The sequence below is a fragment of the Neorhizobium sp. T6_25 genome (genome assembly GCF_002968555.1).
Classification (GTDB): Bacteria; Pseudomonadota; Alphaproteobacteria; order Rhizobiales; family Rhizobiaceae; genus Neorhizobium.
Window position 1 is genome coordinate 26,771 of the sequence record NZ_PVBL01000011.1, and the last position, 23,793, is coordinate 50,563.

Sequence of the window (23,793 nt, forward strand, 5' to 3'; positions counted from 1 at the left end):
GGCGGTTCACCCTTTTGAAACGGATGTGAGGCATGACCCCGATTTACTCCTTCGACGATCTGAAACGCGATGTCGCCGACGGCCGCATCGATACGATCATCGCCGCCCAGGTGGATATGCAGGGCCGTCTGATGGGCAAGCGGTTCCAGGCGGAATATTTCGTCGAGAGCGCCTATCAGGAAACGCACAGCTGCAACTACCTGCTGGCGACCGATATCGAGATGGAGACCATTTCCGGCTACAAGGCGACCAGCTGGGAGCAGGGTTACGGCGACTATACGATGAAGCCGGATCTCGCGACGCTCAGAAAACTGCCCTGGCTCGAAGGCACCGCGCTGGTCCTCTGCGACGTGCTCGACCACCACACCCATGCGGACGTGCCGCATTCGCCGCGGGCAATCCTCAAGAGGCAGGTTCAGCGGCTCGCAGACATGGGCATGTCCGCCTTCATGGCGACCGAACTCGAATTCTTCCTGTTCGACCAGACCTACGACCAGGCCCGCGAAAGCGGCTACCGCAATCTCAAGCTGGCGAGCGGCTACAACGAGGACTACCACATCTTCCAGACCACCAAGGAAGAGGAGGTGATGCGGGCGATCCGCACCGGCCTGCAGGGCGCCGGCATTCCGGTCGAGAATTCCAAGGGCGAGGCTTCGGCCGGCCAGGAGGAAATCAACGTTCGTTACGCCGATGCGCTGACCATGGCCGACCGGCACGTGATCATCAAGAATGCGGCCAAGGAGATTGCCTGGGGCAAGGGCAAGGCTATCACCTTCCTCGCCAAGTGGAACTACTCGGCCGCCGGCAGCTCGTCGCACATCCACCAGTCCCTGTGGAGTGCGGACGGCAAGACGCCGCTGTTCTTCGACAAGGACGGCGAGCACGGCATGTCGGAACTGATGAGACGTTATATCGCCGGGCTGCTTAGCCATGCCGGCGAGATCACCTTCTTCCTGGCGCCCTACATCAATTCCTACAAGCGCTTCATGGCCGGCACGTTCGCACCGACCAAGGCCGTCTGGTCGAAGGACAACCGCACCGCGGGCTACCGTCTCTGCGGCGAGGCGTCCAAGGGAATCCGCATCGAATGCCGCGTCGGCGGTTCCGATCTCAACCCGTATCTCGCCATGGCGGCACTGATTGCGGCGGGCATCGACGGGATCGAGAAGAAGATGACGCTCGAGCCTGCCTTCGTCGGCGACGCCTATGGCGGCAAGGGTGTTCGAGAAATCCCGCGAACGCTGCGTGACGCGATCGAACTCATGGACGGCTCGGAACTGCTGCGCTCCGCCTTCGGCAACGACGTCATCGATCACTATGTCCGCGCCGGCCAATGGGAACAGGAGGAATACGATCGCCGCGTGACGGACTGGGAAGTGGCACGCGGTTTCGAGAGGGCTTGAGATAATCGCAACGTCAGGGTTTTCGTTGTAGTTGCTGTCGCATTTTGCTAATGGTTCTGGCACGTTTTGCGAGGACTTGGCTATGAGCAAGATCGACAGCAAGTGGTTCTACGAAAAGCTTGAACAGCAGGGCGCATCGTTGCGTGATATGGCCCGTTTCATGTCGCTGGATCCGAGCGCGATTTCGAGGATGCTGAAGGGTGAACGCAATATGAGTGCTGAGGAGCAGGATCAGGTTGCCGCTTTTCTCGATGTTCGTCTTGAGGAAGTCGCATCCCACAGACGTGGTGAGCCGGCCGGCCTGGGAGAGAAACAGCAGGAAGTTTACCTGCACGATCAGGGCCTGACGGTTTCCAAACCTGGCGTGAAGATGTTCACGGAGGCCGACATCATTTACAAGGACGGTAAACGCTGGATGGAAGGTCCCGATGGTGAACTGCTTGAGTTGCATCCGGCCTACGGCAGCATGAAAGGGACAATAACTATACCGGACGATCTTGATCTGACTGCGCCTGCTGATCCTAATTGGGGTAAAGTCTACGAGGATGACTGATCTCTATCTCCTGGATACATGCGCGATTATATGGATCGTGAAAGGTTCGCCACTCAGTCAAAATGCCAATGTAGCCTTGAGCCGATGCCGGGCGGGCCACGGCGCTCTGCATGTTTCTTCGATGTCAGCATGGGAAATTGGAATGCTCGTCAGCAAAGGTCGATTGCCCACAACCAAAAGTGCAATGATATGGTTTCGGGATGCTGTCGACACAATAGGTGCCGAAGTTGTCGATGTATCGTTGTCAACGTTGATTGAGTCGTCCTTTCTGCCACTTCCTATCCATAACGATCCCACCGACCGTATCCTGATCGCGACCGCCCGGGAGCATGACCTGACCATCATCACGCGCGATCGTGCGATTCTTTCCTACGGGATTGCGGGGCATGTCCGCACGCTCGAATGCTGAATTTCTGGAGTCTATATCAATGACGATGATCCAATGTATCTCGCCGGTCGACGGCTCGGTCTATGCCGAGCGTCCGGCCATGTCGGCGGAAGCGGCCGCCAAAGCTATCGGGCGCGCACGGCATGCGCAGAAATCCTGGGCGAAGCGGCCGCTCGAGGAGCGTGTCCAGCTCGTGCTCAAGGGCGTCGCGCGTCTCAACGAGATGGTCGAGGAAGTGGTACCCGAGCTTGCCTGGATGATGGGCCGGCCGGTGCGCTATGGCGGCGAGTTCAAGGGGTTCAACGAGCGCTCCAATTACGTCGCGTCGATCGCCGCCGATGCGCTCGCTCCGCTGCGCGTCGAGGACAGCGCCACGTTCGAACGTCGCATCGAACGAGAGCCGCATGGGGTCGTGTTCGTCATCGCGCCGTGGAATTATCCCTATATGACGGCGATCAACACGGTCGCTCCGGCGCTGATGGCCGGCAACGCGGCTGTCATCAAACATGCCTCGCAAACGCTGCTTGTCGGTGAGCGCATGGTGCGCGCCTTTGTCGAGGCCGGCGTTCCGGAAGACGTCTTCCAGAATATCTTCCTCGACCACGCGACGTCGGCGAAGCTGATTTCCGAAGGGACGTTCAACTTCATCAATTTCACGGGCTCGGTCGAGGGCGGGCGGTCGATCGAACGCGCTGCCGCCGGTACCTTTACCGGCATCGGCCTCGAACTCGGCGGCAAGGATCCCGGTTACGTCATGGAGGACGCCGATCTGGATGCTGCCGTCGATACGCTGATGGATGGCGCGACCTATAATTCCGGCCAGTGCTGCTGCGGTATCGAGCGCATCTATGTGCATGAATCGCTCTACGATTCCTTCGTCGAGAAGTCGGTTGCCTGGGTGTCGAACTACAAGCTCGGCAACCCGCTCGACAAGGAAACGACGCTCGGGCCGATGGCCAACAAGCGCTTTGCCAAGGTGGTGCGCCAGCAGATCGCCGACGCGGTGGCAAGCGGTGCCAGGGCGCTGGTCGATCCGAAGCTTTTCCCGGCCGACGACGGTGGCGCCTATCTTGCGCCGCAGGTATTGGTTGACGTCGATCATTCCATGGAGATCATGCGAGAAGAGACGTTCGGTCCGGCTGTCGGCATCATGAAGGTGAAGAGTGACGACGAGGCGATCGGTTACATGAACGACAGCCGCTACGGGCTGACGGCGTCGCTGTGGACGCCGGATGTCGACCGGGCGAACCGGATCGGCAGCCAGCTCGAAACCGGCACGGTGTTCATGAATCGCGCCGACTATCTCGATCCGGCGCTGGTCTGGACCGGCGTCAAGGAAACGGGGAGAGGCGGCTCGCTCTCCGTCCTCGGTTTCCACAACCTGACCCGCCCGAAATCCTATCACCTGAAGAAGGTCACGAAATGAATATCGTCGCGAACTGGAGCTATCCGACCGCCGTCAAGCTGGGCCGCGGACGCATCAAGGAACTGGCGGACGCCTGCAAGACGCTCGGCCTCAGCAAGCCGCTTCTGGTCACCGACCGGGGATTGGCCTCGATGGCGATCACCGGCCACGCGCTCGACGTGCTCGAAGAGGCGGGCCTCGGCCGGGCGATCTTTGCCGATGTCGATCCGAACCCGAACGAGAACAACCTCGAAGCCGGCATCAAGGCTTACAATGACGGCGGCCATGACGGCGTCGTTGCCTTCGGCGGCGGTTCGGGCCTCGATCTCGGCAAGCTGATCGCCTTCATGGCCGGGCAGACGCGGCCGGTCTGGGATTTCGAGGATATCGGCGACTGGTGGACCCGCGCCGACGCCTCGAAGATCGCGCCGATCGTCGCCGTGCCGACTACGGCCGGGACCGGTTCGGAAGTCGGGCGGGCAGGGGTGCTCACCAATTCCGCCACCCACGTCAAGAAGATCATCTTCCATCCGAAACTGCTGCCGGGCGTCGTCATCTGCGATCCGGAACTGACGATGGGCATGCCGAAGGCGATCACCGTCGGCACCGGCATGGATGCCTTTGCCCATTGCCTGGAAGCCTATTCCTCGCCCTTCTACCATCCGATGTCGGGCGGGATCGCGCTCGAGGGCATGCGGCTCGTCAAGGAGTTCCTGCCGCGCGCCTACAAGGACGGGGCGGATCTCGAAGCACGCACCAACATGATGTCGGCAGCGGCCATGGGCGCGGTCGCCTTCCAGAAGGGGCTTGGCGCCATCCATTCGCTGTCGCATCCGATCGGCGCGGTCTACAATACCCATCACGGCATGACCAATGCGGTCGTCATGCCGCCGGTGCTGCGCTTCAATCGACCGGCGATCGAGGAGAAGATCGCCCGCGCCGCGGCCTATCTCGGCATCGCCGGCGGGTTCGACGGGTTCTACGATTATGTCCTATCGTTGCGCTCGGAACTCGGCGTACCCGAAAATCTCACGGCGATGGGAATCAAGCCCGACCGAATCGATGAGCTGACCGCCATGGCGATGGAGGACCCCAGCTGCGGCGGCAACCCCGTCACCATGACGATGGAGAATACCAAGGCGCTTTTCCTCGCCTGCTTTTAAGACTTCCAGATCCCGAAGCATCGACGTCCATCAAGCCCGGAAGGCAAAACTTCCGGGCTTTTCCGCGTTTTAGAGCCAAAAGCTAAATCTCCTGAGTGATATTAGTGGTGGTTAAATTTGCAATTCGTTAACCATCTTTGGAAAGGATGTGCTTATGACACCATGCTTCCCGGTGTCCTCGTGAGCGATGTGGCTCAAGACTTGTTCGAGGACCGAAAATGCCAGTAATTTCCTTTGCCAATGCCAAGGGTGGAGCCGGAAAAACGACCGCGGCACTCCTGCTCGCCACCGAACTTGCCCATCAGGGTTTTCGCGTCACCGTCATCGATGCCGATCCGCAGCGCTGGATCAGCCAATGGTTCGAGACGTCAGGCGCAGCAGTGCGCAACATCGACGTGGTATCGGAAGTCACCCTCGCATCGCTGCAATGTCATCTCCGCGAAATGGCATCGCGCACCGACTATTTCATCATCGACCTCGCCGGTGCCCGTGACGCGCTGGTCACCACGGCGATCGGCCTTTCCGACCACGTGATGATCCCCGTCCAGGGTTCGGCCATGGACGCGAAGGGTGCGGCGCAGATCCTCGACCTGCTGTCCTACATGAAGGAGAAGGCCGGTCTGGTGATCCCGCATTCGGTGGTGCTGACGCGCGTGACGTCCATGGTCACCACCAAGGCGCTGCTGACCATTAAAGGGCTTCTGGCTGCCCGCGGCGTGCATGTCCTCGATACGCCGATCGGCGAACGTATCGCCTTCAAGGAACTGTTCGAGGCCGGCGGAACGCTCCACACGCTCGATCCGGCCAAGGTCAGCAATCTCGACAAGGCGAAGGAGAACGCTCGCTCCTACGCGCAGGAAGTCATGCGTCTCATGCCCGTCAAGATCACCCGGTCCGTCGCGTCGCGCCTCTTCGGATTGGGCCGCTACGCGGCCTGATCACCGTTCGACTTCTGTTTATTTCAGACCTGGATTACGAGGCGGTTGGTTCGAAAGAGCCGACCGCCTTTGCATATGCACCGGCCGCCTGGGTAGCTGCGGCTGCGGCTCCGATCAGTTCGGGCTCTTCCAGATTGGCCGGAACGCTACGCGCGGCGATGAACCGGTCGCGCATCTGACGCCAGTTCCGCTGGGCGAGGCTGCTGATTTCACTCGACGGCATCTCGGATGTCGTCAGGATCTCGACTGTCAGTAGGTCGAACCGATCCTGCGAATGCATATAGCTCCAGCCGATCAGTTCGCTTTGCGGAAGCGACGCGACGAGGACATGCAGCATTTGCTCGAGCGCGATACGTTCGGGAGCGCCCAGCAGGACTTCGTCATGGGCGAGCGGTATTGCGATCGTCTTTTCATGATCCCTTTCGGCATGGCGACGGAAACCAGGCGGGCCGGAATTTTCAAGCATGACCTGATTGCAGACGAAGATGCAACGATTGCAGATCGCCGTGGCTGCCGGACCGGCAATGATCATCTCGACAGTGCGGCGGTTTTCACCACAAAAAGAGCAGACAGCTCTATCGTCGCCGCGTCCGAAGAGGAGGGACAGGGCGCCTTTGAGTCTCGTTGGGAAGTTCATTCCATCCACCGCCGATGTACATTTTCTCGCGAAAAACTAGGGCTTCTTTTGGCTGAAGCCAGATTGCCAGGCAAACAAAAAGCCGTCGGCAGCGGGTGCCGACGGCTGATAGGTTGTGCCGGGATCTTACTCGGTGAATTCCACCGTCGTGCCTGGCTTGACCATCTTGGCAAGTTCCCTTGCGTCCCAGTTGGTCAGGCGGACGCAGCCGTGGCTGTTGGTCTTGCCGATCTTAGAGGGTTCCGGCGTGCCGTGGATGCCGTAGGTGGGCTTCGAGAGCGCAATCCAGACTGTACCGACCGGGCCGTTCGGACCCGGCGGGATCTGCAGGATCTGGTCGTTGTTGCCCTGCTTGAAATTGATCTTCGGATTGTAGGTGTAACCGGGATCGAGCGCGATGCGTTCGACCGTATGGGTTCCGGTCGGCGAAGGCGTGTCGGTGGAGCCGATGGTGGCCGGATAGGCGGCGATCAGGCGCCCGTCCGCGCCGTAGGCGAAGACCTGTTTCCTGGCCTTGTCGGCGAGAATGCGGGTGACCTGACCGGCCTTCGGCTGGCCGGGATTGATGACCTTGATGGTCGAGCCGGGGAGGGTGAAATCCACGCCGGGATTGAGCGCCTTGAGATAACCTTCGTCCATGTGGAACTGCTCGGCGAGCTTTTCGGTCACGGACGTATAGGACATCGCCGGCAGCTGCGACTTGTGTGCGTAGTCTTCCGGGATCGACGCGACATAGGGACCGGCGGCATCGGCCGGGGTGATCGTGTAGTCGACGATCGGCAGGCCGCCCGAATAGGTTAGTCGCTGCAGGATCTCCTCGGAATTGTTCGGATCGAGCGTCTCGCCGGTCATTTCCTGCCAGGCGGCGATCGCCTTGTTGACGTTGTCGCCGAGATGGCCGTCGATGACGCCCGGCGAGATGCCTTCACGGTCCAGGAAGACCTGTAGTGCTGCGATTTGGGCCTGCGGCTTCTTGGTGACGGTGATGATCGGCTTCTGCGGCAGAAGCGTTTCCGCCGGCCGCTGGTCCGGCTCGATTGAGGCTTCCTGCGGATAGCCGGTGTCGGGGAGGGCCTGATCATCCAGCGGCATGCGGCTGACCGAGCCTTGCCCCGGGATCCCGCCGGTAATGGCGCCTGGTTCGCCCGGCCGATACTCGCGGTAGTCGCGATAACCGCCGGCACCCTGCTGATAGCCGCCCGAGTCACGCAGGGACCGGTAACCGCCCGGCACCGGTGGATATTCCTGCGCCCGGCTGGGGCGATAGGTTTCCCCGCGGACCTCGGTTGCGACGACATTGCCGAAATGGTCGATCAGGACACGGCGCCCCATGCCGTCACGGCTGATGATGACGTCGCCGCGGTCGGGCACGTAGTCCAGGATCGAGCCGTCAGGGGCGACGAGCATTGTTTCCGATGGATTGCGGCCGTAGCGGTTCTGCGCCTCGGCGGAGGGAATTCCCTGTGCCGCGGTCAAGATAACCAGACTTGCGCATGCGAAAAATAGCCGCTTCACGATGTCACCGACTTCCTTGTTTCCTATTTAAACGTAATCGGGAAATCGGACATTGGTTCCCGCCCGTTCGCCTGTCGCCACAGACAAGTTAAATTTGACCGTAGTGTGGAAAAAGTGAATTCGTCATGAACACACCGTTAAATTCACTTCACGATCGGTTAGAAGTGTTGACGAAACCGTGAAGGGAATGATTATGAAGGCTTTTTCCGCCGCTAACGGACCGAGGATTTTCCTCGATCAGAGCTCCGTTCTCGATATCGGAGGCTGTTTTGTCGGCGATGTGGACCTTGCTCCGGGCCGGGCCATTCCGGACGACGGAGATCCGCGAATCGATCACTCGCTCGAAGGCTTTCTCTTCACCTGCGGGCCGGACCATATTCGTCACCCCGAGGCGATCGAAGGCGCCTCTGACGGCCGGAAATTTCCGCTGCACGGATCCTTCTCATCCCACCCCGCCGAAATCCTGTTCTGGGATGCGCAGGGGCCGGATGCGGAGTGCCGTGCCCGCGTGCCGCTGACCCTTGCGACCGGCGAGACGGCCCTCCTCGAACGCCATTGGCGGATCGACGGGGCGACGGGCGAGGTGAGTCTCTCGGACAAGGTCACCAATACCGGCTCGAAGCCGTTCGCGCGGGTGCATATGTACCACATGAATATCGGCGCCTGGCTGTTCGACGACCGGGTCCGGCTGAGTGGCGGGATGCTCGACAACGGCGGCTTCCCCTGGACCTTTGGCGGTGAGACAGGCGGCATATTCTGCGTGCCGGCGGCCGTCGAGGGCGAGCAGTGGGCCGAAATTGCGCTCGGTCCGATCGCAGCGATCGGCGGACTGACGCTGAAGGTGAAATTCAGGGCCGATACGCTTCCGCATCTGCAGGTCTGGCGAAACCAGAAGGCGCCGGCGCATGTGCTTGGGATAGAGCCGGTTTCGCATCGCTTGGCAAGCCGTCAGGAACTGGAGGCAAACGGAGAACTCGGCCTCGTCAAACCCGGCGAAAGCGTCGAATACGGACTGCGCTTCTGCTTCGTCTGAGACCTGCCGTCCGGCGGTCGTCGCCCGATTGACGCCCGGGCGGCACCGTCGTAATGCTGGCGCCTCAATCAGAACGGAGGGCTCAAGCCATGGATATCCGCCAGATCAACGACGAGTATTCCGTCACCGGCCAGATCACCGTCGAGAATCTCGATCAGATCAAGGCCATGGGGTTCAAGTCGGTCGTCTGCCATCGTCCTGACGACGAAGAGCCGGGCCAGCCGCATTACGCCGAGATCGAAGCCCGCGCCAAGGAACTTGGCCTCGACATCAGCCACATCCCGGTCGGCCGCATGGGTGTAGACGAACAGGGCGTCAAGGCGATGGTCGATGCGCTCGACGAATTCCCGCGCCCGATGCTCGGTTTCTGCCGGTCCGGCGCCCGTTCGACGGCGATCTACGAAAAGAGCCAGCATCTGCGCGGCTGAAGATTTTCCGCGGCCTCGTGCCTTTTGCGCGGGGTCTTTTCCCGAGGCTCAATTTTTTTTGAGGAGAATTCCATGAGCATCCAGCGCATCGAGCCGGCCGCCCGCATGAGCGGCGCCGTCGTCCACGGCAACACCGTCTATCTGGCCGGCCAGGTTGGCGAAGGCGAGAGTGTCACCGACCAGTGCAAGGACGCGCTCGCCGAAGTCGACCGCCTGCTGGCAGCCGCCGGTTCCGACAAGTCGAAGATCCTGCAGACGATCATCTATCTCTCGGATATCGCCTATTTCGGCGAAATGAACGCCGTCTGGGAGGCCTGGATCGATCCGGCCAACCCGCCGGCCCGGGCCACCAGCGAAGCCAAGCTCGCTGCACCAAAATACAAGGTCGAGTTCATCGTCACGGCTGCGATCTGACCGCTGCGATATTGATTCAAAAAGCCGGCCTATCGCTCTGATAGGCCGGCTTTTTCTGTTCAGGCCTTTTCGCGGATCTGGGTCAGCGTCCTCGCCGGCGTGATCGCTTCCGGGTCGAGCCTGACCTCGATGATCGAGGGTTTGCCGCTGGCGCGCGCACGTTCATAGGCCGGGCCGAACTCTTCCGTCTTCTCGACCAGTTCCCCGTGCCCGCCAAAAGCCTTGGCATAGGCGACGAAATCCGGGTTGACGAGGTCGGTGGCGCTGACGCGGCCCGGATATTCCCGCTCCTGGTGCATGCGGATCGTGCCGTATATGCCGTTATTGACCAGCACGGTGATGATCGGCAGTCCATAGCGGACGGCGGTGATGAATTCCTGGCCATGCATCATGAAGCAGCCGTCGCCGGCAAAGCAGACGACTTCGCGTTCGGGAAACAGCTGTTTTGCGGCAACCGCGGCAGGCAGGCCGTAGCCCATCGAGCCGGAGGTCGGGGCGGACTGGGTGTTGTATTTGCGGAAGCGGTGGAAACGGTGCAGCCAGGTGGCGTAATTGCCGGCGCCATTGGTGAAGATCGCGTCGTCGGGCACGTTCTCCTCGATCCACTGCATGATCGGCCCCATCCTGACCGGGCCGGGGCCGGCCTCCGGCGGCGTCGACCACTTGAGGTAGGAGTCGTGCAGCGCCGATTTCCGTTCGGCCCAGAGCGGGGCGGCCGGCGGGTCGAGCTCCTTCAGGGCGGCGACGAATTCCGCAGGGGCGGCGCAGATCGGAAGGTCGGGCCGGTACATGCGGCCGAGTTCTTCCGGATCCGGGAAGACATGGACGAGCTTCTGCTTCGGGTAGGGGATATCGATCAGCGTATAGCTGGAGGAGGGCATTTCCGACATGCGGCTGCCGATCAGCACCAGCAGGTCGGCCTCCTTGACCGCCTTGGCGAGGACCGGATTGATGCCGATGCCGACATCGCCCGCATAGGACGGGTGCAGGTGATCGAAGAGCATTTGGCGGCGGAAGGAGCAGCCTACGGGCACCTTGAAGCGGCTGGCGAAATCCGCGAAGTCCGCAACCGCCTGCTCGCTCCAGCGGGTGCCGCCGAGGATGAACATCGGACGCTCGGCGTTCTTGAGCATGGTTTCGAATGCGGCGATCTGGCTTTTGCCGGGATGGCTTTCGACCGGCATGTAGGCGCGGGCTTCGGGCGCCTCGACCTCTTCCACCAGCATGTCTTCCGGCAGCGTCAGCACGACCGGACCGGGGCGGCCGGAGGTGGCGACGGCAAAGGCGCGGGTGACAAATTCCGGAATGCGGCGGGCGTCGTCGATCTCGCCGACCCATTTAGCGAATTCGGTGAAGGCGCGGCGGTATTCGACTTCCTGGAAGGCCTCGCGCTCCTTCATATCGCGACCGATCTGGCCGACGAAGAGGATCATGGGAATGGAATCCTGCCTGGCGATGTGAAGGCCGGCCGACGCGTTGGTGGCGCCGGGGCCGCGGGTCACCATGCAGATGCCGGGCTCGCCGCTGAGGCGCCCCCAGCTGTCGGCCATCATCGCGGCGCCGCCTTCCTGGCGGCAGACGAGGATCTCGATTCCGCTTTCATACAGCGCGTCGAGCACGGCGAGATAGCTTTCCCCGGGTACGCAGGAGATGCGCTTGACGCCGTTCGCCTTCAGCGCCTCGACGATGAGCTGGCCTCCGGTCTTGATGACGGTGTTCATTTTTCTCTCCCCTCTTTTTCGATTTGATCGAGTTGCGCCAGCACGTCTGCGGTATGTTCGCCGAGCGCCGGGCTTGGCCGGTGATAGACTAGCGGCGTTTCCGACAGCACGATCGGGCTGCGCACGCCCGGGATGACCGTGCCATCGGCCGCTTCGAGATCGATTCGGAGGCCGCGCTCCTTGACCTGCGGATCGTCGAACATTTCGGCAATCGAATTGATCGGCCCTGCCGGCACGGCATTGTCGCCGCAGGCGGCGAGCAGATCGGCTTTCTTCCATTTCGACGTCTGCGCGAGGATCAACCGGCGCACTTCGACGCGGTTGGCGACGCGCGCCTTGTTGGTGGCGAAACGCTCGTCGTCTGCCATCCCGTCGATGCCGAGGATGCGGCAGAGGCGGCGGAACTGGCCGTCATTGCCGACGGCGAGGATGAGGTAACCGTCTTCGGTGGCCAGGACCTCGTAGGGGCTGATGTTCGGGTGGGCGTTGCCAAGCCGCACCGGCGCCTCGCCCGAGATCAGGTAGTTCATGTTCTGGTTGGCGAGGATGCCGGCCTGGACGTCGAGCAGCGCCATGTCGACGTGCTGGCCTTCGCCCGTTTTCATCGCATGGATCAACGCGCCCTGGATGGCGGTTACCGCATAGATGCCGGTGAAGATGTCGGCGATCGCGACGCCCGCCTTCATCGGCTGGCCATCCGGCTCGCCGGTGATCGACATGAAGCCGGACATGCCCTGGACGATATAGTCGTAGCCGGCGAGATTGGCGTAAGGGCCGTTCTGGCCGAAACCGGTGATCGAGCAATAGATCAGCTTCGGATTGATCTTTTTCAGGCTCTCGTAGTCGAGCCCGTATTTGACGAGGCCGCCGAGCTTGAAATTCTCGATCAGCACGTCGGCGGTCCCGGCCAGCCGGCGGACGATGTCCTGGCCTTCCTCGGTCTTGAGGTCCACGGCGATCGAGCGTTTGCCACGGTTGGTGGAGTGGTAGTAGGCGGCCGAGAGGTTTTCGCCGTCCTTGCCTTCGACGAAAGGCGGCCCCCAGGCGCGGGTATCGTCGCCGCCATCGGGGTTTTCCACCTTGATGACGTCGGCGCCCATGTCCGCCAGCATCTGCCCGGCCCAGGGACCGGCAAGCACGCGGGCAAGTTCGATGACGCGGATGCCGGTAAGCGGCGGTTTTTTAGGGATCTGGGTCATGTCACGGGGTCACGGTTGATTTGGCGGCGCTGGTTACCGGCTTCATGGAGGCGACGCGGCGTTCCCGCCAGATGATGTAGAGGCCGGAGCCGATAATGATCGAAATGCCGAGCCATTTGACCGGATCGGGAAAGTCGCCGAAGACCAGCCAGCCGAACAGCGTCGCCGAAACGATCTCGAAATATTGCAGCGGTGCGATCACGGATGCGGGCGCGGCCCGATAGGCGTAGACGGCCAAGATGCCCGACAGGGCCGCGAAGGCGCCGACGCCCGCGAGCCACAGCAAGGTCGTCCAGTCCGGCATGGAGGGCGCCAGGAAGGCGATTCCGGTCCGGTCGCCGACAAAGAGCAATATGGCTGAGATCGGAATTCCCCAGAGCGCCATCTGGAACTGCATCGACCAGGGATCTTCACGATGCGCCAGCGCCCGGGTCAGGATCGCGAAGATCGCCACGCAGAAGGCGGTGACGATCGGCAGTAGCGCCACGAAGCCGATCTCCTGGAAACTCGGGCGGATGACGATCATGGCGCCGACGAAGCCGGCCGCGCAGGCGGTATAACGCCGCCAGCCGATGGTCTCCTTGAGGAAGATGCTGGACAGCACCGTCAGGATGATCGGCTCGACGAAGAAGATGGCGATCGCATCGGCCACTTCCATGACTGCAAGCGTCGCCACGAAGCAGACCATGGAGACCGTGATGAGGGTCGCGCGGATCGCATGGAAGACGCTGAGCCGCCAGGAGAACGTCCGCCAGTATCCATTCCAGAGCACGATCGGCAGCATGCAGAGCGCCTGGAAAACGAAGCGGGCGGCGGTGATGAAGGTGGGCGATGTCGTATCGGTCGCGAGCTTGGAAAAGATATCGATGAAAGGGGCGATCAGCATGGCAATCAGCATCAAACCCATACCGTTGACGATCCGGTTCGGGGCTGATGCGACAAGGCTTGCGGGCGACGAATTCATGGATTTCCTATAGCCGGGACCGGTTCCGGAAGCACTTGATTAAATGTCATGAACTTATTCCGTTTGATATGCAGGGCCGTTTTATGTGGACTGTCGATTCAGATCGCCGGCGCCGGGACGGGCAGGGCGGCTCTGGCCCAGGCGGCGAACTCGGCGGTGGCGCGCGCCCGCACCGTATCGTTCAGCGTTTCATGGCGCGTGCCGGGCCAGATCTTGGTCGTGACGTTTGAAAAGCCGCGGCTCTTGAAATGCTCCGAGAGCCACAGGATTTCGCGGCCGCCATTGGTCGCCGGGTCTTCGGCGCCGCCGATCAGATGGATCGGCAGGGTTTTGGCCAGCCGATCGATCATCTTCGGCGCACGGAAGGTCAGTTCGAAAAGATCGAGCCACAGCGAGACGCTGGCATCGAAACCGCACAAGGGATCGGCGATATAGGCGTCGACGACATCCCGGTCATGACTCAGCCAGTCGAATTCCGTACGGTGGCCGGGAATGGACTTGCCCCAGACGCCGAACGTGAGTTTCGGCAGGAGCCCACTTGGAACATCCGAACCCTTCAGGGCCTTTTCGATGCGCAGGATCACCTGCGCGGCGCGACCAGCCGGGCCGGGATGGAAATTGGAATTCCAGACCGCGACGGCATCAAAGCTGTCGGGATGCTCTACGGCGGCATTGAGGGCGATCAGGCCGCCCATGGAATGGCCGAAGAGCAGGACCGGCAGGCCGGGATGGGCGTCCGCCGCCATGTCGCGCATGGCTTTGACGTCCGCAAGCACCAGGCCGACGCCGTCGTGCCGGGCAAAGCGGCCGATCGGCGCGTCCGGCGCGGTCGTCTCGCCGTGACCGCGATGATCGAAGGCATAGACGTGGAAGCCGTGGCCGGCCATGGCCTCGGCTAAAGCCCTGTAGCGCCTGGAATGCTCGGCAAGCCCGTGCGAGACCAGCAGGATGGCGAGCCCCGGTTCTGCCGCCGGTTGGTAACGATAGGCAAGGTTTGCACCCGTTGGGCTCTTAAACCGCCTCGTTTCGTCGAACATCCTCGCTCCCTCGACCGTTCGCGCATTGCTCCCGGCCACCAATTCGCCTACATAGCGGCAAACCGAAATTCCCCCCGGAGCACTTTTATCCATGGCACGTCAGTTCATCTATCACATGTCGGGACTCAACAAGTCCTACGGCGCCAAGAAAATCCTTGAGAACGTCAATCTGTCTTTCTACCCAGATGCCAAGATCGGTATCCTCGGTCCGAACGGCGCCGGTAAGTCGACCGTGCTGCGCATCATCGCCGGTCAGGACAAGGAATATACCGGCGAAGCCTGGCTCGCAGAAGGCGCGACCGTCGGCTATCTCGAACAGGAACCGCATCTCGATGAGTCCAAGACGGTTTTCGAGAACGTCATGGAAGGCGTTGCCAAGAAAACGGCCGTCCTCGACCGTTACAACGAACTGATGATGAACTATTCCGACGAGACCGCGGACGAGGGCGCCAAGCTTCAGGACGTCATCGACAGCCAGAACCTGTGGGATCTGGAAAGCCAGGTCGAGATGGCGATGGAAGCGCTGCGCTGCCCGCCGCGCGATTCGGAAGTCACCAGCCTGTCGGGCGGCGAACGCCGCCGCGTTGCGCTCTGCCGTCTCCTGCTGTCGCAGCCGGACCTGCTGCTGCTCGACGAACCGACCAACCATCTGGACGCCGAAACCATCGCCTGGCTCGAAAAGCACCTGCGCGACTATCCGGGCGCAGTGATGATGATCACCCACGATCGCTACTTCCTCGACAACGTCACCGGCTGGATTCTCGAGCTCGACCGCGGCCGCGGCATTCCGTACGAAGGCAATTACTCGGCCTACCTGCTCGCGAAAGCCAAGCGCATGCAGCAGGAAAACCGGGAAGAGGCCGGCCGCCAGAAGGCGATTTCCCGCGAACAGGAATGGATCGCTTCCAGCCCGAAGGCGCGCCAGGCCAAGTCCAAGGCGCGTATCAAGTCCTACGAACAGCTGGTGGAAGCGGCTGAAAAGCAGCGTCCCGGCGACGCACAGATCATCATCCCGGTCAGCGAGCGTCTCGGCCAGGTGGTCATCGAGATGGAAGGCATCACCAAGGGCTTTGAAGGCCGCACGCTGATCAACGACCTGTCGATCAAGCTGCCGCCGGGCGGCATCGTCGGCATCATCGGCCCGAACGGCGCCGGCAAGACGACGCTGTTCCGGATGATTACCGGCCAGGAAACCCCGGATGCCGGTTCGATCCGGGTCGGCGAGACGGTCCACCTCGGTTACGTCGACCAGAGCCGTGATGCGCTGGACGGCAACAAGACCGTCTGGGAAGAAATCTCGGGCGGCGCCGAAATCATCAAGCTTGGCAAGTTCGACATGAACTCCCGTGCCTATTGCGGCGCCTTCAACTTCAAGGGCGGCGACCAGCAGCAGAAGGTCGGCAATCTCTCCGGCGGCCAGCGCAACCGCGTTCACCTTGCCAAGATGTTGAAGGCGGGCGGCAACGTTCTCCTCCTCGACGAACCGACCAACGACCTCGATACGGAAACGCTGGGTGCGCTCGAAAGCGCGCTGGAAAACTTTGCCGGCTGCGCCATCATCATCAGCCACGATCGCATGTTCCTCGACCGCTTGGCGACGCATATCCTTGCCTTCGAAGGCGACGGCCATGTGGAATGGTTCGAAGGCAATTTCGAGGACTATGAGCAGGACAAGGTTCGCCGACTCGGCCCCGACGCCCTCAACCCCGGCAGCCAGGCTCACAAGCGTCTGACGCGTTAGTCTTTTTTAGCTCCATCTAATTCAAAACCCCGGCTCTGCCGGGGTTTTCGTTTTATGCAAGATTAATAAAAGCTAAAATTAGAACCCCCAAAATTATGGGTATTTTTGACGTAGCCCGATAAAGACAATCGCAAAGATTGGTAGCGCATTTTCGCCCAGGGAGACCATGTCCGCCGGGGTCTTGACGCTGTCATGATGACAGCCCGCTTCAAAGGGTTTTTCATGCTGCGTTTGATCGAACGTCTGCCTTTCCGTACATCGTTGACGCTTCTTGCTTCCGTTCCGCTCCTGGCCGTGATTGGGCTCGGCGCTTTCGTCACGTTGAATAGCTATGGCGCTTATCAAAAGCTCTCCGGCGCGGCGGCCCTCGAGCGTCTAGCTGGGGCGAGTGGACGACTGATGCTTGCCTTGCCGGTTGAAAGTGCAGCTTCGCCCGATCAGCGCAGCCAGATGCGCCAGAAGACCGATGAGGCCTACAAGGCGATCGTTTCAGGCTACAACGAAGTGGTCAGTGCCGGCTATGCGGACACGCTCTTGACCGACATCAAACGCACTCTCGACGAACGATACGCCAAGATTTCGGAGTTTCGCGGCAAGGTTGACGCCGGACCCATCGAGGCGATGGTGCCGCTTCTCTATCTGCAGCCGCTTTCGGCATCCTCCATTCAGCTCACCGCGAGAACCGGCAATATCATGGAGGATCGCGATCTTCAGCAGGGAGTAACAGGCTACGGCGCCTTGCTGCAATATAACGAAGGGTTTCTCGTTCTTAACCGGATCGGTATGCAATATACCAAGAACGGTACGCTTTCACTTGAAGAGTTTGCTCGCTTTGGTGCTGCAACGACGCAGATTCGAATCTACGGTCAGCTCGTGCGCGAGTTCGTGAATCCTGCGATTGTTGGCCAGCTGGACACTTTCATGCAGTCGGCCCCAGGTCGATTGGTTCAGCAAAGGATTGAGGAAATGGCGAAGAATACGGCCTTCACGCCTGCTCCCGCCGATCTGGACAACTGGACCAGAGCAATGGCATCGCGTCGCGACTTCGTCGGCCAGTTGTTGGTTGAAACCGCGGCAAGCGTCCACGCACAAGCCACGTCCAAGCTTGGCAATTCCTACAATTCATTGTTGACGTCGCTGACGCTGCTTGGCGCATTTGTCATCGCCGCCATTGCCTTGTCAGTCGTGATCGCTCGCCAGCTATCCAAATCAATTCGTCGCGTCGGCGACCGTATGGCAAGCCTTGCCTCCGGCAATACCGAGGAGGCGATCCCCTACGCCGACCGCAAGGACGAAATCGGCGCCATGGCCCGCTCGGTCGAAGTTTTCCGCGAAGCCGCGATCCGCAATCTTGAGCTGGAAGCCGAGGCGGAAGCGACCCGTCGTCGCTCGGAAGCCGAGCGCATCGAAATGCAGCGCCAGAGTGAGGCGGATACCGAGGCGAAGCTGACCCAGGCGACCGGTGCGCTCGCCGCCAACCTTCGCCGTCTTGCCGCCGGCGACATGCTCTGCGAAGTGAACGAAGCCTTGGCGCCGCAGTTCGAAGGCCTGCGCCACGACTTCAACACCTCGGTCCGTCAGCTGCGCGACGCACTGCTCAGCGTCGGCAATTCGGTTTCCACGGTCACCAGCGGTTCGAGAGAAATCTCCGATGCGTCCGACAACCTGTCCAAGCGCACCGAGCAGCAGGCCGCTTCGCTGGAAGAAACGGCGGCAGCACTCGAAGAGATTACCGCCAACGTCGTTTCGACCTCGAAGCGCACCGGCGAGGCCCGCGACGTCGTCCGCGACGCACGGACCCGCGCCGACCATTCGGGCCAAGTCGTCCGCAACGCGGTTGCTGCCATGGAACGGATCGAGAAGTCGTCGCAGCAGATCGGCCAGATCATCGGGGTTATCGACGAGATCGCCTTCCAGACCAACCTGCTGGCGCTGAACGCCGGCGTGGAAGCGGCGCGAGCCGGTGAAGCCGGCAAGGGTTTCGCGGTCGTCGCCCAGGAAGTCCGCGAACTCGCCCAGCGCTCGGCAAACGCCGCCAAGGAAATCAAGTCGCTGATCTCCAACTCGGCGGTTGCCGTCAGCGAAGGCGTCAAGCTCGTCAGCGAGACGGGCGAGGGGCTCAGCGTCATCGAGCAACTGGTTCAGACCGTCAACGGTCACATGGATGCGATCGCAATCGCGGCACAGGAACAGTCGGTTGGCCTGGCCCAGGTCAACACCGCCGTCAACCACATGGACCAGTCGACCCAGCAGAATGCCGCAATGGTCGAAGAGATGAACGCCGCCGGCGCGGGCCTTGCCCAGGAGAGCGGCAAGCTCAGCGATCTCCTTTCGCACTTCCAGCTCGGCGGCAGCGCCTCGGGCCAGCTTCGCGAAACGGCAAGCCGCATGCGCGCACCGATAGCTCCGGCCTCGCGCCCGGTCGCCGCTGCACCGAGCCGTCCGATGCCGGCGCGCGCTCCGGTTTCCCGCGGAAATACGGCCCTCGCGCAATCCGCCGACGAGTGGGAAGAATTCTGATCTTCCTGGCACAAACAGAACTTGAGAGGGCGGCTTCGGCCGCCTTCTGCGTTTCAGGCGACCTCGTCGGATCCATCAGTTGCCGCTTGCATAGAACGGCAAAACGATATAAACATATCTTTATATCTTGATTGCGTAAGGATGCGGCTGAATGGGATTGGCGCTCGACACCCTGGTAGACGTACTAAAAACAGCCGGCGAGCCGACGCGCTTCCGCCTGCTTGCGCTTCTCGCTGCCGGGGATCTCACCGTCACCGATCTTACCGAAATCCTGGGCCAATCGCAGCCGCGCATTTCGCGGCATCTGAAGCTGCTTGCCGAAGAGGCGCTGATCGATCGCTATCAGGAAGGCGCCTGGGCCTATTTCCGGCTGAAGCAGGAAGGCAAGGCGGCAACGCTGGTGAGGACGCTGCTTGCCGCCTCCTCGGAGGAGGATCCGGTCCTGCTGAGGGACAGCGAGCGGCTGACGACGGTCAAGCGGCTGCGTGCCGAACGCGCCCAAGCCTATTTCACGCGCAACGCATCCGAATGGGACGAGCTTCGCCGCCTGCATATCAGCGACGCGGCAGTCGAGTCGGCACTGCTCAAGCTGATCGGGCCGGCGCCCGTCGACGCGCTTCTCGATCTCGGCACCGGCACCGGCTGGATCCTCCAGCTTCTGTCTAACATCTACCGTCGCGCCGTTGGCATCGACGCGAGCCGCGACATGCTCTCGGTCGCGCGGTCCAATCTCGACAAGGCCGGGATCGTCAAGGCATCCGTCCGGCACGGCGACATTCTCAACTTGCCGCTCGAAGGCCAGGATTTTGACCTGATCACCGTTCACCAGGTACTGCACTTCCTCGACCAGCCGGAATTGGCGATCGCCGAGGCAGCCCGCGTGCTGCGTCCGGGCGGCCGCCTGCTGATCGTCGATCTCGCACCACATACGCTCGAATATCTGCGCAACGACCATGCCCATGTGCGTCTCGGCTTCTCCCATCAGGTGATGGCGGAATGGCTCGAGAAGGTCGGCCTCGAAGTCGAGCAGGCGATCGATCTTGGTTCGGGCAAGGAAGGCGGGCTCACGGCCACTGTCTGGCTTGCCCGGGACCGCCGCCTGCTGATCGCCGCCCATCATGCATCCGCCCAATCGCAAGCCGTCCTTTAAGGGAGCTGAACCAATGACCGCCGATAGCGAAACTTTCAGCGTTTCCTTCGAATTCTTTCCGCCGAAGTCGGAAGAGATGGAGGGCCAGCTCTGGGATACGGTCGATGAACTGGCGCTCTGGGATCCGAGATTCGTTTCGGTCACCTATGGTGCGGGCGGTTCGACCAAGGCGCCGACGATCAACACGGTGCGCCGTCTAGTCGGCGAGACCTCGCTTGCGACCGCCGCACATCTGACCTGCGTCGATGCCACGCGCGAAGAAACCCATTCCGTCGTCGGCGAGTACCGCGCCGCCGGTATCCGCCACATCGTTGCCCTGCGCGGCGATCCGGCGAGCGGTGTCGGTACCGACTATCGCCCGCACCCGCAGGGTTATGCCAATGCGGCGGAGCTGGTGCGCGGCCTGACGGAACTCGGCGGCTTCGACATTTCCGTCTCCGCCTATCCCGAAAAACATCCGGAAAGCGCCGATCTTGGCGCAGACATCGAAATGCTGAAGCGCAAGGCGGATGCGGGCGCTGCCCGGGCGCTGACCCAGTTCTTCTTCGACAACGACGTTTTTGAACGTTACCTCGAAAAGGTCCGCGCCGCCGGCATCGCGATCCCGATCGTGCCGGGCATCATGCCGATCCAGAACCTGACCCAGCTCAAGCGTTTCGCCGGACGCTGCGGTTCTTCGGTTCCGTCTTTCCTGGATGCCCGTTTCCAAGGGTTGGACGACAGGCCCGAGGATCGCGCCAGCGTGGCTGCGGATATCGCCGCCGAACAGATCGAGGACCTGATCCGCCGCGGCCTTGGCGACTTCCACATCTACACGATGAACCGGGCACCGCTCGTCTCCGCCGTCCTTCAGCGGCTTGGCCGCCGGCAGATCCGTACGCCGCGGATCGCCGCTGCCTGAGCGCAATGAAAAAAACGCATGCTCCTACGAAAGGAGCATGCGTTTTCACCGGAAGTGCTGATTATCAAACGGTCTTGGATGCGATATCTTGAACTGGTAGTGGAAACTGGTGGCGCTCAAATGAAGAGCATGGATGCCACAAACACAAACGCTGCACCGACTACCAAGACATTGAGAGAGTATGTGCGTCCCATGTCTGCCTCCTTGCGTTGACGGGCAGACTTTAAGTCGGTTTCGTGCCGGTTGGGAAGCGTGTTTCTGTGCTGCAGTGCCGTCCCCCTGTTCACCCTATCCCGGAACGGATTGCGTAAGTCGCTGATTTTTATCGGTAAAGCATCCGTTAATCTTAATTTCCGCAGAGTTAAAAAGTCGTGTAGGACTGTTAACTTCTGACATATTCCGTGATGGTTTCGATCCGTTACGACGCGCCGGACGGCGAATTGCTGCGCCTGCGAAGGAGCCTTCCGTCGAGCAGGACCAGGCCGAAACCGATCAGCAGCATGCCGATGAGGTCGGTTGCCTCCAATCTCTCGCCGAGGAAAAGCGCGCCGAGAAGGATCGCGCTCGGGGGCACGACGAGCGTAACCAGAGAGGCATTCGTTGCGCCGGCCATCCCAAGGATACGGAAATAGAGGAGATAGGCGAAGGCGGTCGACAGGAGCGCCAGGGCGAGGATTGCAAGGACGGCATGCGTCGACGGGGCGGGCAGTGCCCAGGGCTGGTCGGCGAGCAGCGACACAGGCAACATCATCAGGCTGGAGGCCGTGAGTTGTCCGGTGGCGCTGACCGGCGCAGGCAGTCCGCGGAAACGTTTGCCGTAGGTGCCTGCCACTCCGTAGGAGATTGCCGCAAGGATCGGCAGGATCAGCGCCCAGAGCGGCGCGGACGCGGCCGCCGTGACGCCCGGACCGATCAGCACGGCCGTCCCGGCAAGACCCGCAAGGCAGCCGGCGATTTTTGCCGGTGTCAGTTTTTCGTCGGCCGTCCAGCGATTGGCGATCAGCACCGTCCAGATCGGCGTGGTCGCGTTGAGGATCGAAGCGAGACCGGCGCCGATCTCGGTCTGGCCGAAGAAGATCAGCGTATGGGGAAGGGCGTTGTTGATGAAGCCCATGACCAGGAAGGACCGCCAGTGGGTTCTCAGCGTCGCATAGAGCCCGAACCGGCCGTGCAGATAGATGTGCAGCGCCGCTGCTGCCAGGAACAGGCGCAGGAAGACGAGGGTGAAGGGTGGCACTTCCAAGACTGCGACGCGCGCGAAGAAGAACGATCCGCCCCAGATCAGCCCGAGCAGCAGGATCAGGGCCCAGGCGGTGGCGCTGGGCTTCGGAATGGCGGCGGTTGTCATGCAAAATCCCCCTCGCGGTCGAGGTTAGGGGATAACCTTATGATCCGCGAGTCGCCACCCGATTTCGGTCGGGCGGCGATCGTATTCAGAGATGGTATTTCAGAGCGCGGAGAGCAGGGTCTGGGTGGGCCAGCCGTCGGCCGGCTGACCGAGGCGCGCCTGTTCCTTCTGGACGGCCTGGCGCGTGCCCGACCCCAGGATGCCGTCGACCTTGCCGATATTGTGGCCGAGCGCTTCCAGCTTGGTCTGCAGCGCCTTCATGCCGGTGTCGTCCAGGCCCTGGTCCGGCGTGCCCTTCAGATAGGTCGGAGCACCCGAAAGCCGGGTCGCGAAATAGGCGGCCGAGGTCGTGTAGATGAACGACTGGTTCCATTCCAGATAGATGCTGAAGTTTGGATAGGTTAGGAAAGCCGGCCCCTTGCGGCCCTGCGGAAGGATGAGGGCTGCGGGCAGGTTGCCGAAGTTGGTCACGCCATCGCGCGGGGTGACGCCCAGCTTGAACCATTCGCTGGCAGGGATCTCGTTGCCGAGGCCGGACTTGTCCCAGGGGAGGTTCTCCGGCAGCGTCACTTCCTGGATCCACGGCTGGCCAGGCTTGAAGCCCATGCTCTGGATGAATTTTGCGGCCGTGAGGATAGCGTCCGGGGAACTGGCCTTGACGTTGATATGGCCGTCGCCGTCACCATCGACGCCGTGCGCGATAATATCCTCGGGGAGCATCTGCACCTGGCCGATCTCGCCGGCCCATGCGCCCGTGTTGGTGGACGGATTGAGGTCGCCGTGCTGGACCATCTCGATCAGGGCGATCAGCTGCGGGCGGAAAAGCTGCGGGCGGCGGCAGTCGTGCGAGAGCGTCACCAGTGCGTTGCGGGTATTGAAATCGCCCTGCACGGCGCCGAAATCGGTCTCCATCCCCCAGAATGCGGTGATGACGCCGGGCGCCACGCCAAATTCCTTCTCTGCCCGGGCGAAGACCTCCGCATACTGCTTGATCTTCTGGCGGCCGATGTCGAGGCGCGCCTGGCTGACGGTGCGCTGCGAAAATTCGAGGAAGGTCTGGCGGAAGACGCCTTGAGCCCGGTCGCGGGATAGAACCTTCTGATCGATCTGGGCGCCGGCGAGCGCTTCGTCTACCGCGCTTGCCGAGGCGCCCTTGGAAATGGCTTCCGCCTTGACGCCGTCAAGGAAAACGCCGAGATCGCCGCCGCAGGCGATAGCCGGGGCCTGGGCGAGGGCGGTGGAGGCAAGGCAACTGGTTATGACGGAGGCAAGGGCGAGGCGGCGGGCAAAGCGAGCGGACATTCGGCGTTCCTAAGAATCTGAGTAAGCGCCGTC

21 protein-coding genes are annotated in these 23,793 nt (G+C 61.6%); 13 read left to right on the plus strand and 8 right to left on the minus strand.

The window, feature by feature from the left end; translation table 11 throughout:
* Positions 1-32: 32 nt before the first annotated feature.
* The 6 genes from C5L10_RS16455 to C5L10_RS16480 all read left to right on the plus strand — a co-directional run bounded on the left by C5L10_RS16455 (position 33) and on the right by C5L10_RS16480 (position 5,850).
* Positions 33-1,403, plus strand: a complete 1,371-nt coding sequence (locus C5L10_RS16455) for a glutamine synthetase family protein (protein ID WP_105430561.1) — start codon at positions 33-35, stop codon at positions 1,401-1,403.
* A gap of 82 nt (positions 1,404-1,485) precedes the next feature.
* Positions 1,486-1,956, plus strand: a complete 471-nt coding sequence (locus tag C5L10_RS16460) for a helix-turn-helix transcriptional regulator (RefSeq protein WP_105430562.1) — start codon at positions 1,486-1,488, stop codon at positions 1,954-1,956.
* On the plus strand, positions 1,949-2,365 hold the full coding sequence (locus tag C5L10_RS16465; protein WP_105430563.1) for a type II toxin-antitoxin system VapC family toxin: 417 nt from the start codon (positions 1,949-1,951) through the stop codon (positions 2,363-2,365). Before C5L10_RS16460 ends, C5L10_RS16465 begins: the two co-directional genes overlap by 8 nt.
* A gap of 19 nt (positions 2,366-2,384) precedes the next feature.
* Positions 2,385-3,770 carry an aldehyde dehydrogenase family protein gene (locus C5L10_RS16470; RefSeq protein ID WP_105430564.1) on the plus strand — a complete coding sequence of 462 codons (1,386 nt, stop codon included), beginning with the start codon at positions 2,385-2,387 and terminating at the stop codon, positions 3,768-3,770.
* Positions 3,767-4,912, plus strand: a complete 1,146-nt coding sequence (locus C5L10_RS16475) for an iron-containing alcohol dehydrogenase (RefSeq protein WP_046633467.1) — start codon at positions 3,767-3,769, stop codon at positions 4,910-4,912. Before C5L10_RS16470 ends, C5L10_RS16475 begins: the two co-directional genes overlap by 4 nt.
* A 218-nt stretch (positions 4,913-5,130) precedes the next feature.
* Positions 5,131-5,850, plus strand: a complete 720-nt coding sequence (locus C5L10_RS16480) for a ParA family protein (protein WP_105430565.1) — start codon at positions 5,131-5,133, stop codon at positions 5,848-5,850.
* A gap of 34 nt (positions 5,851-5,884) precedes the next feature.
* Here the strand turns inward: C5L10_RS16480 and C5L10_RS16485 are convergent, their stop codons facing one another.
* Together C5L10_RS16485 and C5L10_RS16490 are read right to left on the minus strand one after the other, a co-directional pair.
* Complete coding sequence (locus C5L10_RS16485; protein ID WP_105430566.1) at positions 5,885-6,487, minus strand: ClpX C4-type zinc finger protein; 603 nt, start codon at positions 6,485-6,487, stop codon at positions 5,885-5,887.
* A 126-nt stretch (positions 6,488-6,613) separates the two neighbouring features.
* The gene (locus C5L10_RS16490) at positions 6,614-8,002 is read right to left on the minus strand and encodes a L,D-transpeptidase (RefSeq protein ID WP_371411945.1); all 1,389 of its coding nucleotides are present in this window, start codon (positions 8,000-8,002) and stop codon (positions 6,614-6,616) included.
* A gap of 193 nt (positions 8,003-8,195) precedes the next feature.
* Here C5L10_RS16490 and C5L10_RS16495 point away from each other — a divergent pair, with 193 nt between their 5' ends.
* The 3 genes from C5L10_RS16495 (at position 8,196) to C5L10_RS16505 (ending at position 9,877) form a co-directional block, all read left to right on the plus strand.
* Positions 8,196-9,035, plus strand: a complete 840-nt coding sequence (locus C5L10_RS16495; RefSeq protein ID WP_105430567.1) for a DUF4432 family protein — start codon at positions 8,196-8,198, stop codon at positions 9,033-9,035.
* Between the two features lie 89 nt (positions 9,036-9,124).
* Entirely contained in the window at positions 9,125-9,463 is a 339-nt protein-coding gene (locus tag C5L10_RS16500) for a TIGR01244 family sulfur transferase (protein ID WP_105430568.1), read from the plus strand.
* Positions 9,464-9,535: 72 nt separating this feature from the next.
* A complete protein-coding gene (locus C5L10_RS16505; RefSeq protein WP_046607449.1) occupies positions 9,536-9,877 on the plus strand; it encodes a RidA family protein in 342 nt (113 codons plus the stop codon).
* A gap of 59 nt (positions 9,878-9,936) precedes the next feature.
* On the opposite strand, the gene C5L10_RS16510 is transcribed toward C5L10_RS16505, so the two are convergent.
* From C5L10_RS16510 to C5L10_RS16525, 4 genes are all read right to left on the minus strand, one after another.
* The gene (locus tag C5L10_RS16510; RefSeq protein ID WP_105430569.1) at positions 9,937-11,598 is read right to left on the minus strand and encodes a thiamine pyrophosphate-binding protein; all 1,662 of its coding nucleotides are present in this window, start codon (positions 11,596-11,598) and stop codon (positions 9,937-9,939) included.
* On the minus strand, positions 11,595-12,797 hold the full coding sequence (locus C5L10_RS16515) for a CaiB/BaiF CoA-transferase family protein (protein ID WP_105430570.1): 1,203 nt from the start codon (positions 12,795-12,797) through the stop codon (positions 11,595-11,597). The genes C5L10_RS16510 and C5L10_RS16515 overlap by 4 nt, the downstream gene beginning before the upstream one ends.
* 1 nt (position 12,798) lies before the next feature.
* A complete protein-coding gene (locus C5L10_RS16520) occupies positions 12,799-13,761 on the minus strand; it encodes a DMT family transporter (protein WP_105430571.1) in 963 nt (320 codons plus the stop codon).
* Positions 13,762-13,859: 98 nt separating this feature from the next.
* Complete coding sequence (locus C5L10_RS16525; protein ID WP_105430572.1) at positions 13,860-14,798, minus strand: alpha/beta fold hydrolase; 939 nt, start codon at positions 14,796-14,798, stop codon at positions 13,860-13,862.
* A gap of 91 nt (positions 14,799-14,889) precedes the next feature.
* Here C5L10_RS16525 and ettA point away from each other — a divergent pair, with 91 nt between their 5' ends.
* From ettA to metF, 4 genes are all read left to right on the plus strand, one after another.
* Entirely contained in the window at positions 14,890-16,539 is a 1,650-nt protein-coding gene (ettA, locus tag C5L10_RS16530; protein ID WP_046667563.1) for an energy-dependent translational throttle protein EttA, read from the plus strand.
* Positions 16,540-16,761: 222 nt separating this feature from the next.
* Positions 16,762-19,059: a methyl-accepting chemotaxis protein gene (locus C5L10_RS16535; RefSeq protein ID WP_105430657.1), complete on the plus strand. Its 2,298-nt coding sequence runs from the start codon at positions 16,762-16,764 to the stop codon at positions 19,057-19,059.
* A 151-nt stretch (positions 19,060-19,210) separates the two neighbouring features.
* Positions 19,211-20,209, plus strand: coding sequence for a metalloregulator ArsR/SmtB family transcription factor (locus C5L10_RS16540; protein ID WP_105430573.1), 999 nt, complete (start codon positions 19,211-19,213; stop codon positions 20,207-20,209).
* A gap of 13 nt (positions 20,210-20,222) precedes the next feature.
* On the plus strand, positions 20,223-21,110 hold the full coding sequence (metF, locus tag C5L10_RS16545; RefSeq protein WP_105430574.1) for a methylenetetrahydrofolate reductase [NAD(P)H]: 888 nt from the start codon (positions 20,223-20,225) through the stop codon (positions 21,108-21,110).
* Positions 21,111-21,528: 418 nt separating this feature from the next.
* Here metF and C5L10_RS16550 read toward each other — a convergent pair whose 3' ends face one another.
* Together C5L10_RS16550 and C5L10_RS16555 are read right to left on the minus strand one after the other, a co-directional pair.
* Positions 21,529-22,458, minus strand: coding sequence for a DMT family transporter (locus tag C5L10_RS16550; protein WP_105430575.1), 930 nt, complete (start codon positions 22,456-22,458; stop codon positions 21,529-21,531).
* Between the two features lie 99 nt (positions 22,459-22,557).
* Positions 22,558-23,760 (minus strand): lytic murein transglycosylase, encoded by a 1,203-nt coding sequence (locus tag C5L10_RS16555; protein WP_105430576.1) that lies wholly within the window; start codon positions 23,758-23,760, stop codon positions 22,558-22,560.
* Between the last annotated feature and the right edge of the window lie 33 nt (positions 23,761-23,793).

Bases quoted from the DNA above. Each gene is read 5' to 3' on its own strand.
- C5L10_RS16455 (WP_105430561.1), top strand. From the start codon at position 33: ATGACCCCGATTTACTCCTTCGACGATCTGAAACGCGATGTCGCCGAC.
- C5L10_RS16460 (WP_105430562.1), top strand. From the start codon at position 1,486: ATGAGCAAGATCGACAGCAAGTGGTTCTACGAAAAGCTTGAACAGCAG.
- C5L10_RS16465 (WP_105430563.1), top strand. From the start codon at position 1,949: ATGACTGATCTCTATCTCCTGGATACATGCGCGATTATATGGATCGTG.
- C5L10_RS16470 (WP_105430564.1), top strand. From the start codon at position 2,385: ATGACGATGATCCAATGTATCTCGCCGGTCGACGGCTCGGTCTATGCC.
- C5L10_RS16475 (WP_046633467.1), top strand. From the start codon at position 3,767: ATGAATATCGTCGCGAACTGGAGCTATCCGACCGCCGTCAAGCTGGGC.
- C5L10_RS16480 (WP_105430565.1), top strand. From the start codon at position 5,131: ATGCCAGTAATTTCCTTTGCCAATGCCAAGGGTGGAGCCGGAAAAACG.
- C5L10_RS16485 (WP_105430566.1), bottom strand. From the start codon at position 6,487: ATGAACTTCCCAACGAGACTCAAAGGCGCCCTGTCCCTCCTCTTCGGA.
- C5L10_RS16495 (WP_105430567.1), top strand. From the start codon at position 8,196: ATGAAGGCTTTTTCCGCCGCTAACGGACCGAGGATTTTCCTCGATCAG.
- C5L10_RS16500 (WP_105430568.1), top strand. From the start codon at position 9,125: ATGGATATCCGCCAGATCAACGACGAGTATTCCGTCACCGGCCAGATC.
- C5L10_RS16505 (WP_046607449.1), top strand. From the start codon at position 9,536: ATGAGCATCCAGCGCATCGAGCCGGCCGCCCGCATGAGCGGCGCCGTC.
- C5L10_RS16510 (WP_105430569.1), bottom strand. From the start codon at position 11,598: ATGAACACCGTCATCAAGACCGGAGGCCAGCTCATCGTCGAGGCGCTG.
- C5L10_RS16515 (WP_105430570.1), bottom strand. From the start codon at position 12,797: ATGACCCAGATCCCTAAAAAACCGCCGCTTACCGGCATCCGCGTCATC.
- C5L10_RS16520 (WP_105430571.1), bottom strand. From the start codon at position 13,761: ATGAATTCGTCGCCCGCAAGCCTTGTCGCATCAGCCCCGAACCGGATC.
- C5L10_RS16525 (WP_105430572.1), bottom strand. From the start codon at position 14,798: ATGTTCGACGAAACGAGGCGGTTTAAGAGCCCAACGGGTGCAAACCTT.
- ettA (WP_046667563.1), top strand. From the start codon at position 14,890: ATGGCACGTCAGTTCATCTATCACATGTCGGGACTCAACAAGTCCTAC.
- C5L10_RS16535 (WP_105430657.1), top strand. From the start codon at position 16,762: ATGCTGCGTTTGATCGAACGTCTGCCTTTCCGTACATCGTTGACGCTT.
- C5L10_RS16540 (WP_105430573.1), top strand. From the start codon at position 19,211: ATGGGATTGGCGCTCGACACCCTGGTAGACGTACTAAAAACAGCCGGC.
- metF (WP_105430574.1), top strand. From the start codon at position 20,223: ATGACCGCCGATAGCGAAACTTTCAGCGTTTCCTTCGAATTCTTTCCG.
- C5L10_RS16550 (WP_105430575.1), bottom strand. From the start codon at position 22,458: ATGACAACCGCCGCCATTCCGAAGCCCAGCGCCACCGCCTGGGCCCTG.
- C5L10_RS16555 (WP_105430576.1), bottom strand. From the start codon at position 23,760: ATGTCCGCTCGCTTTGCCCGCCGCCTCGCCCTTGCCTCCGTCATAACC.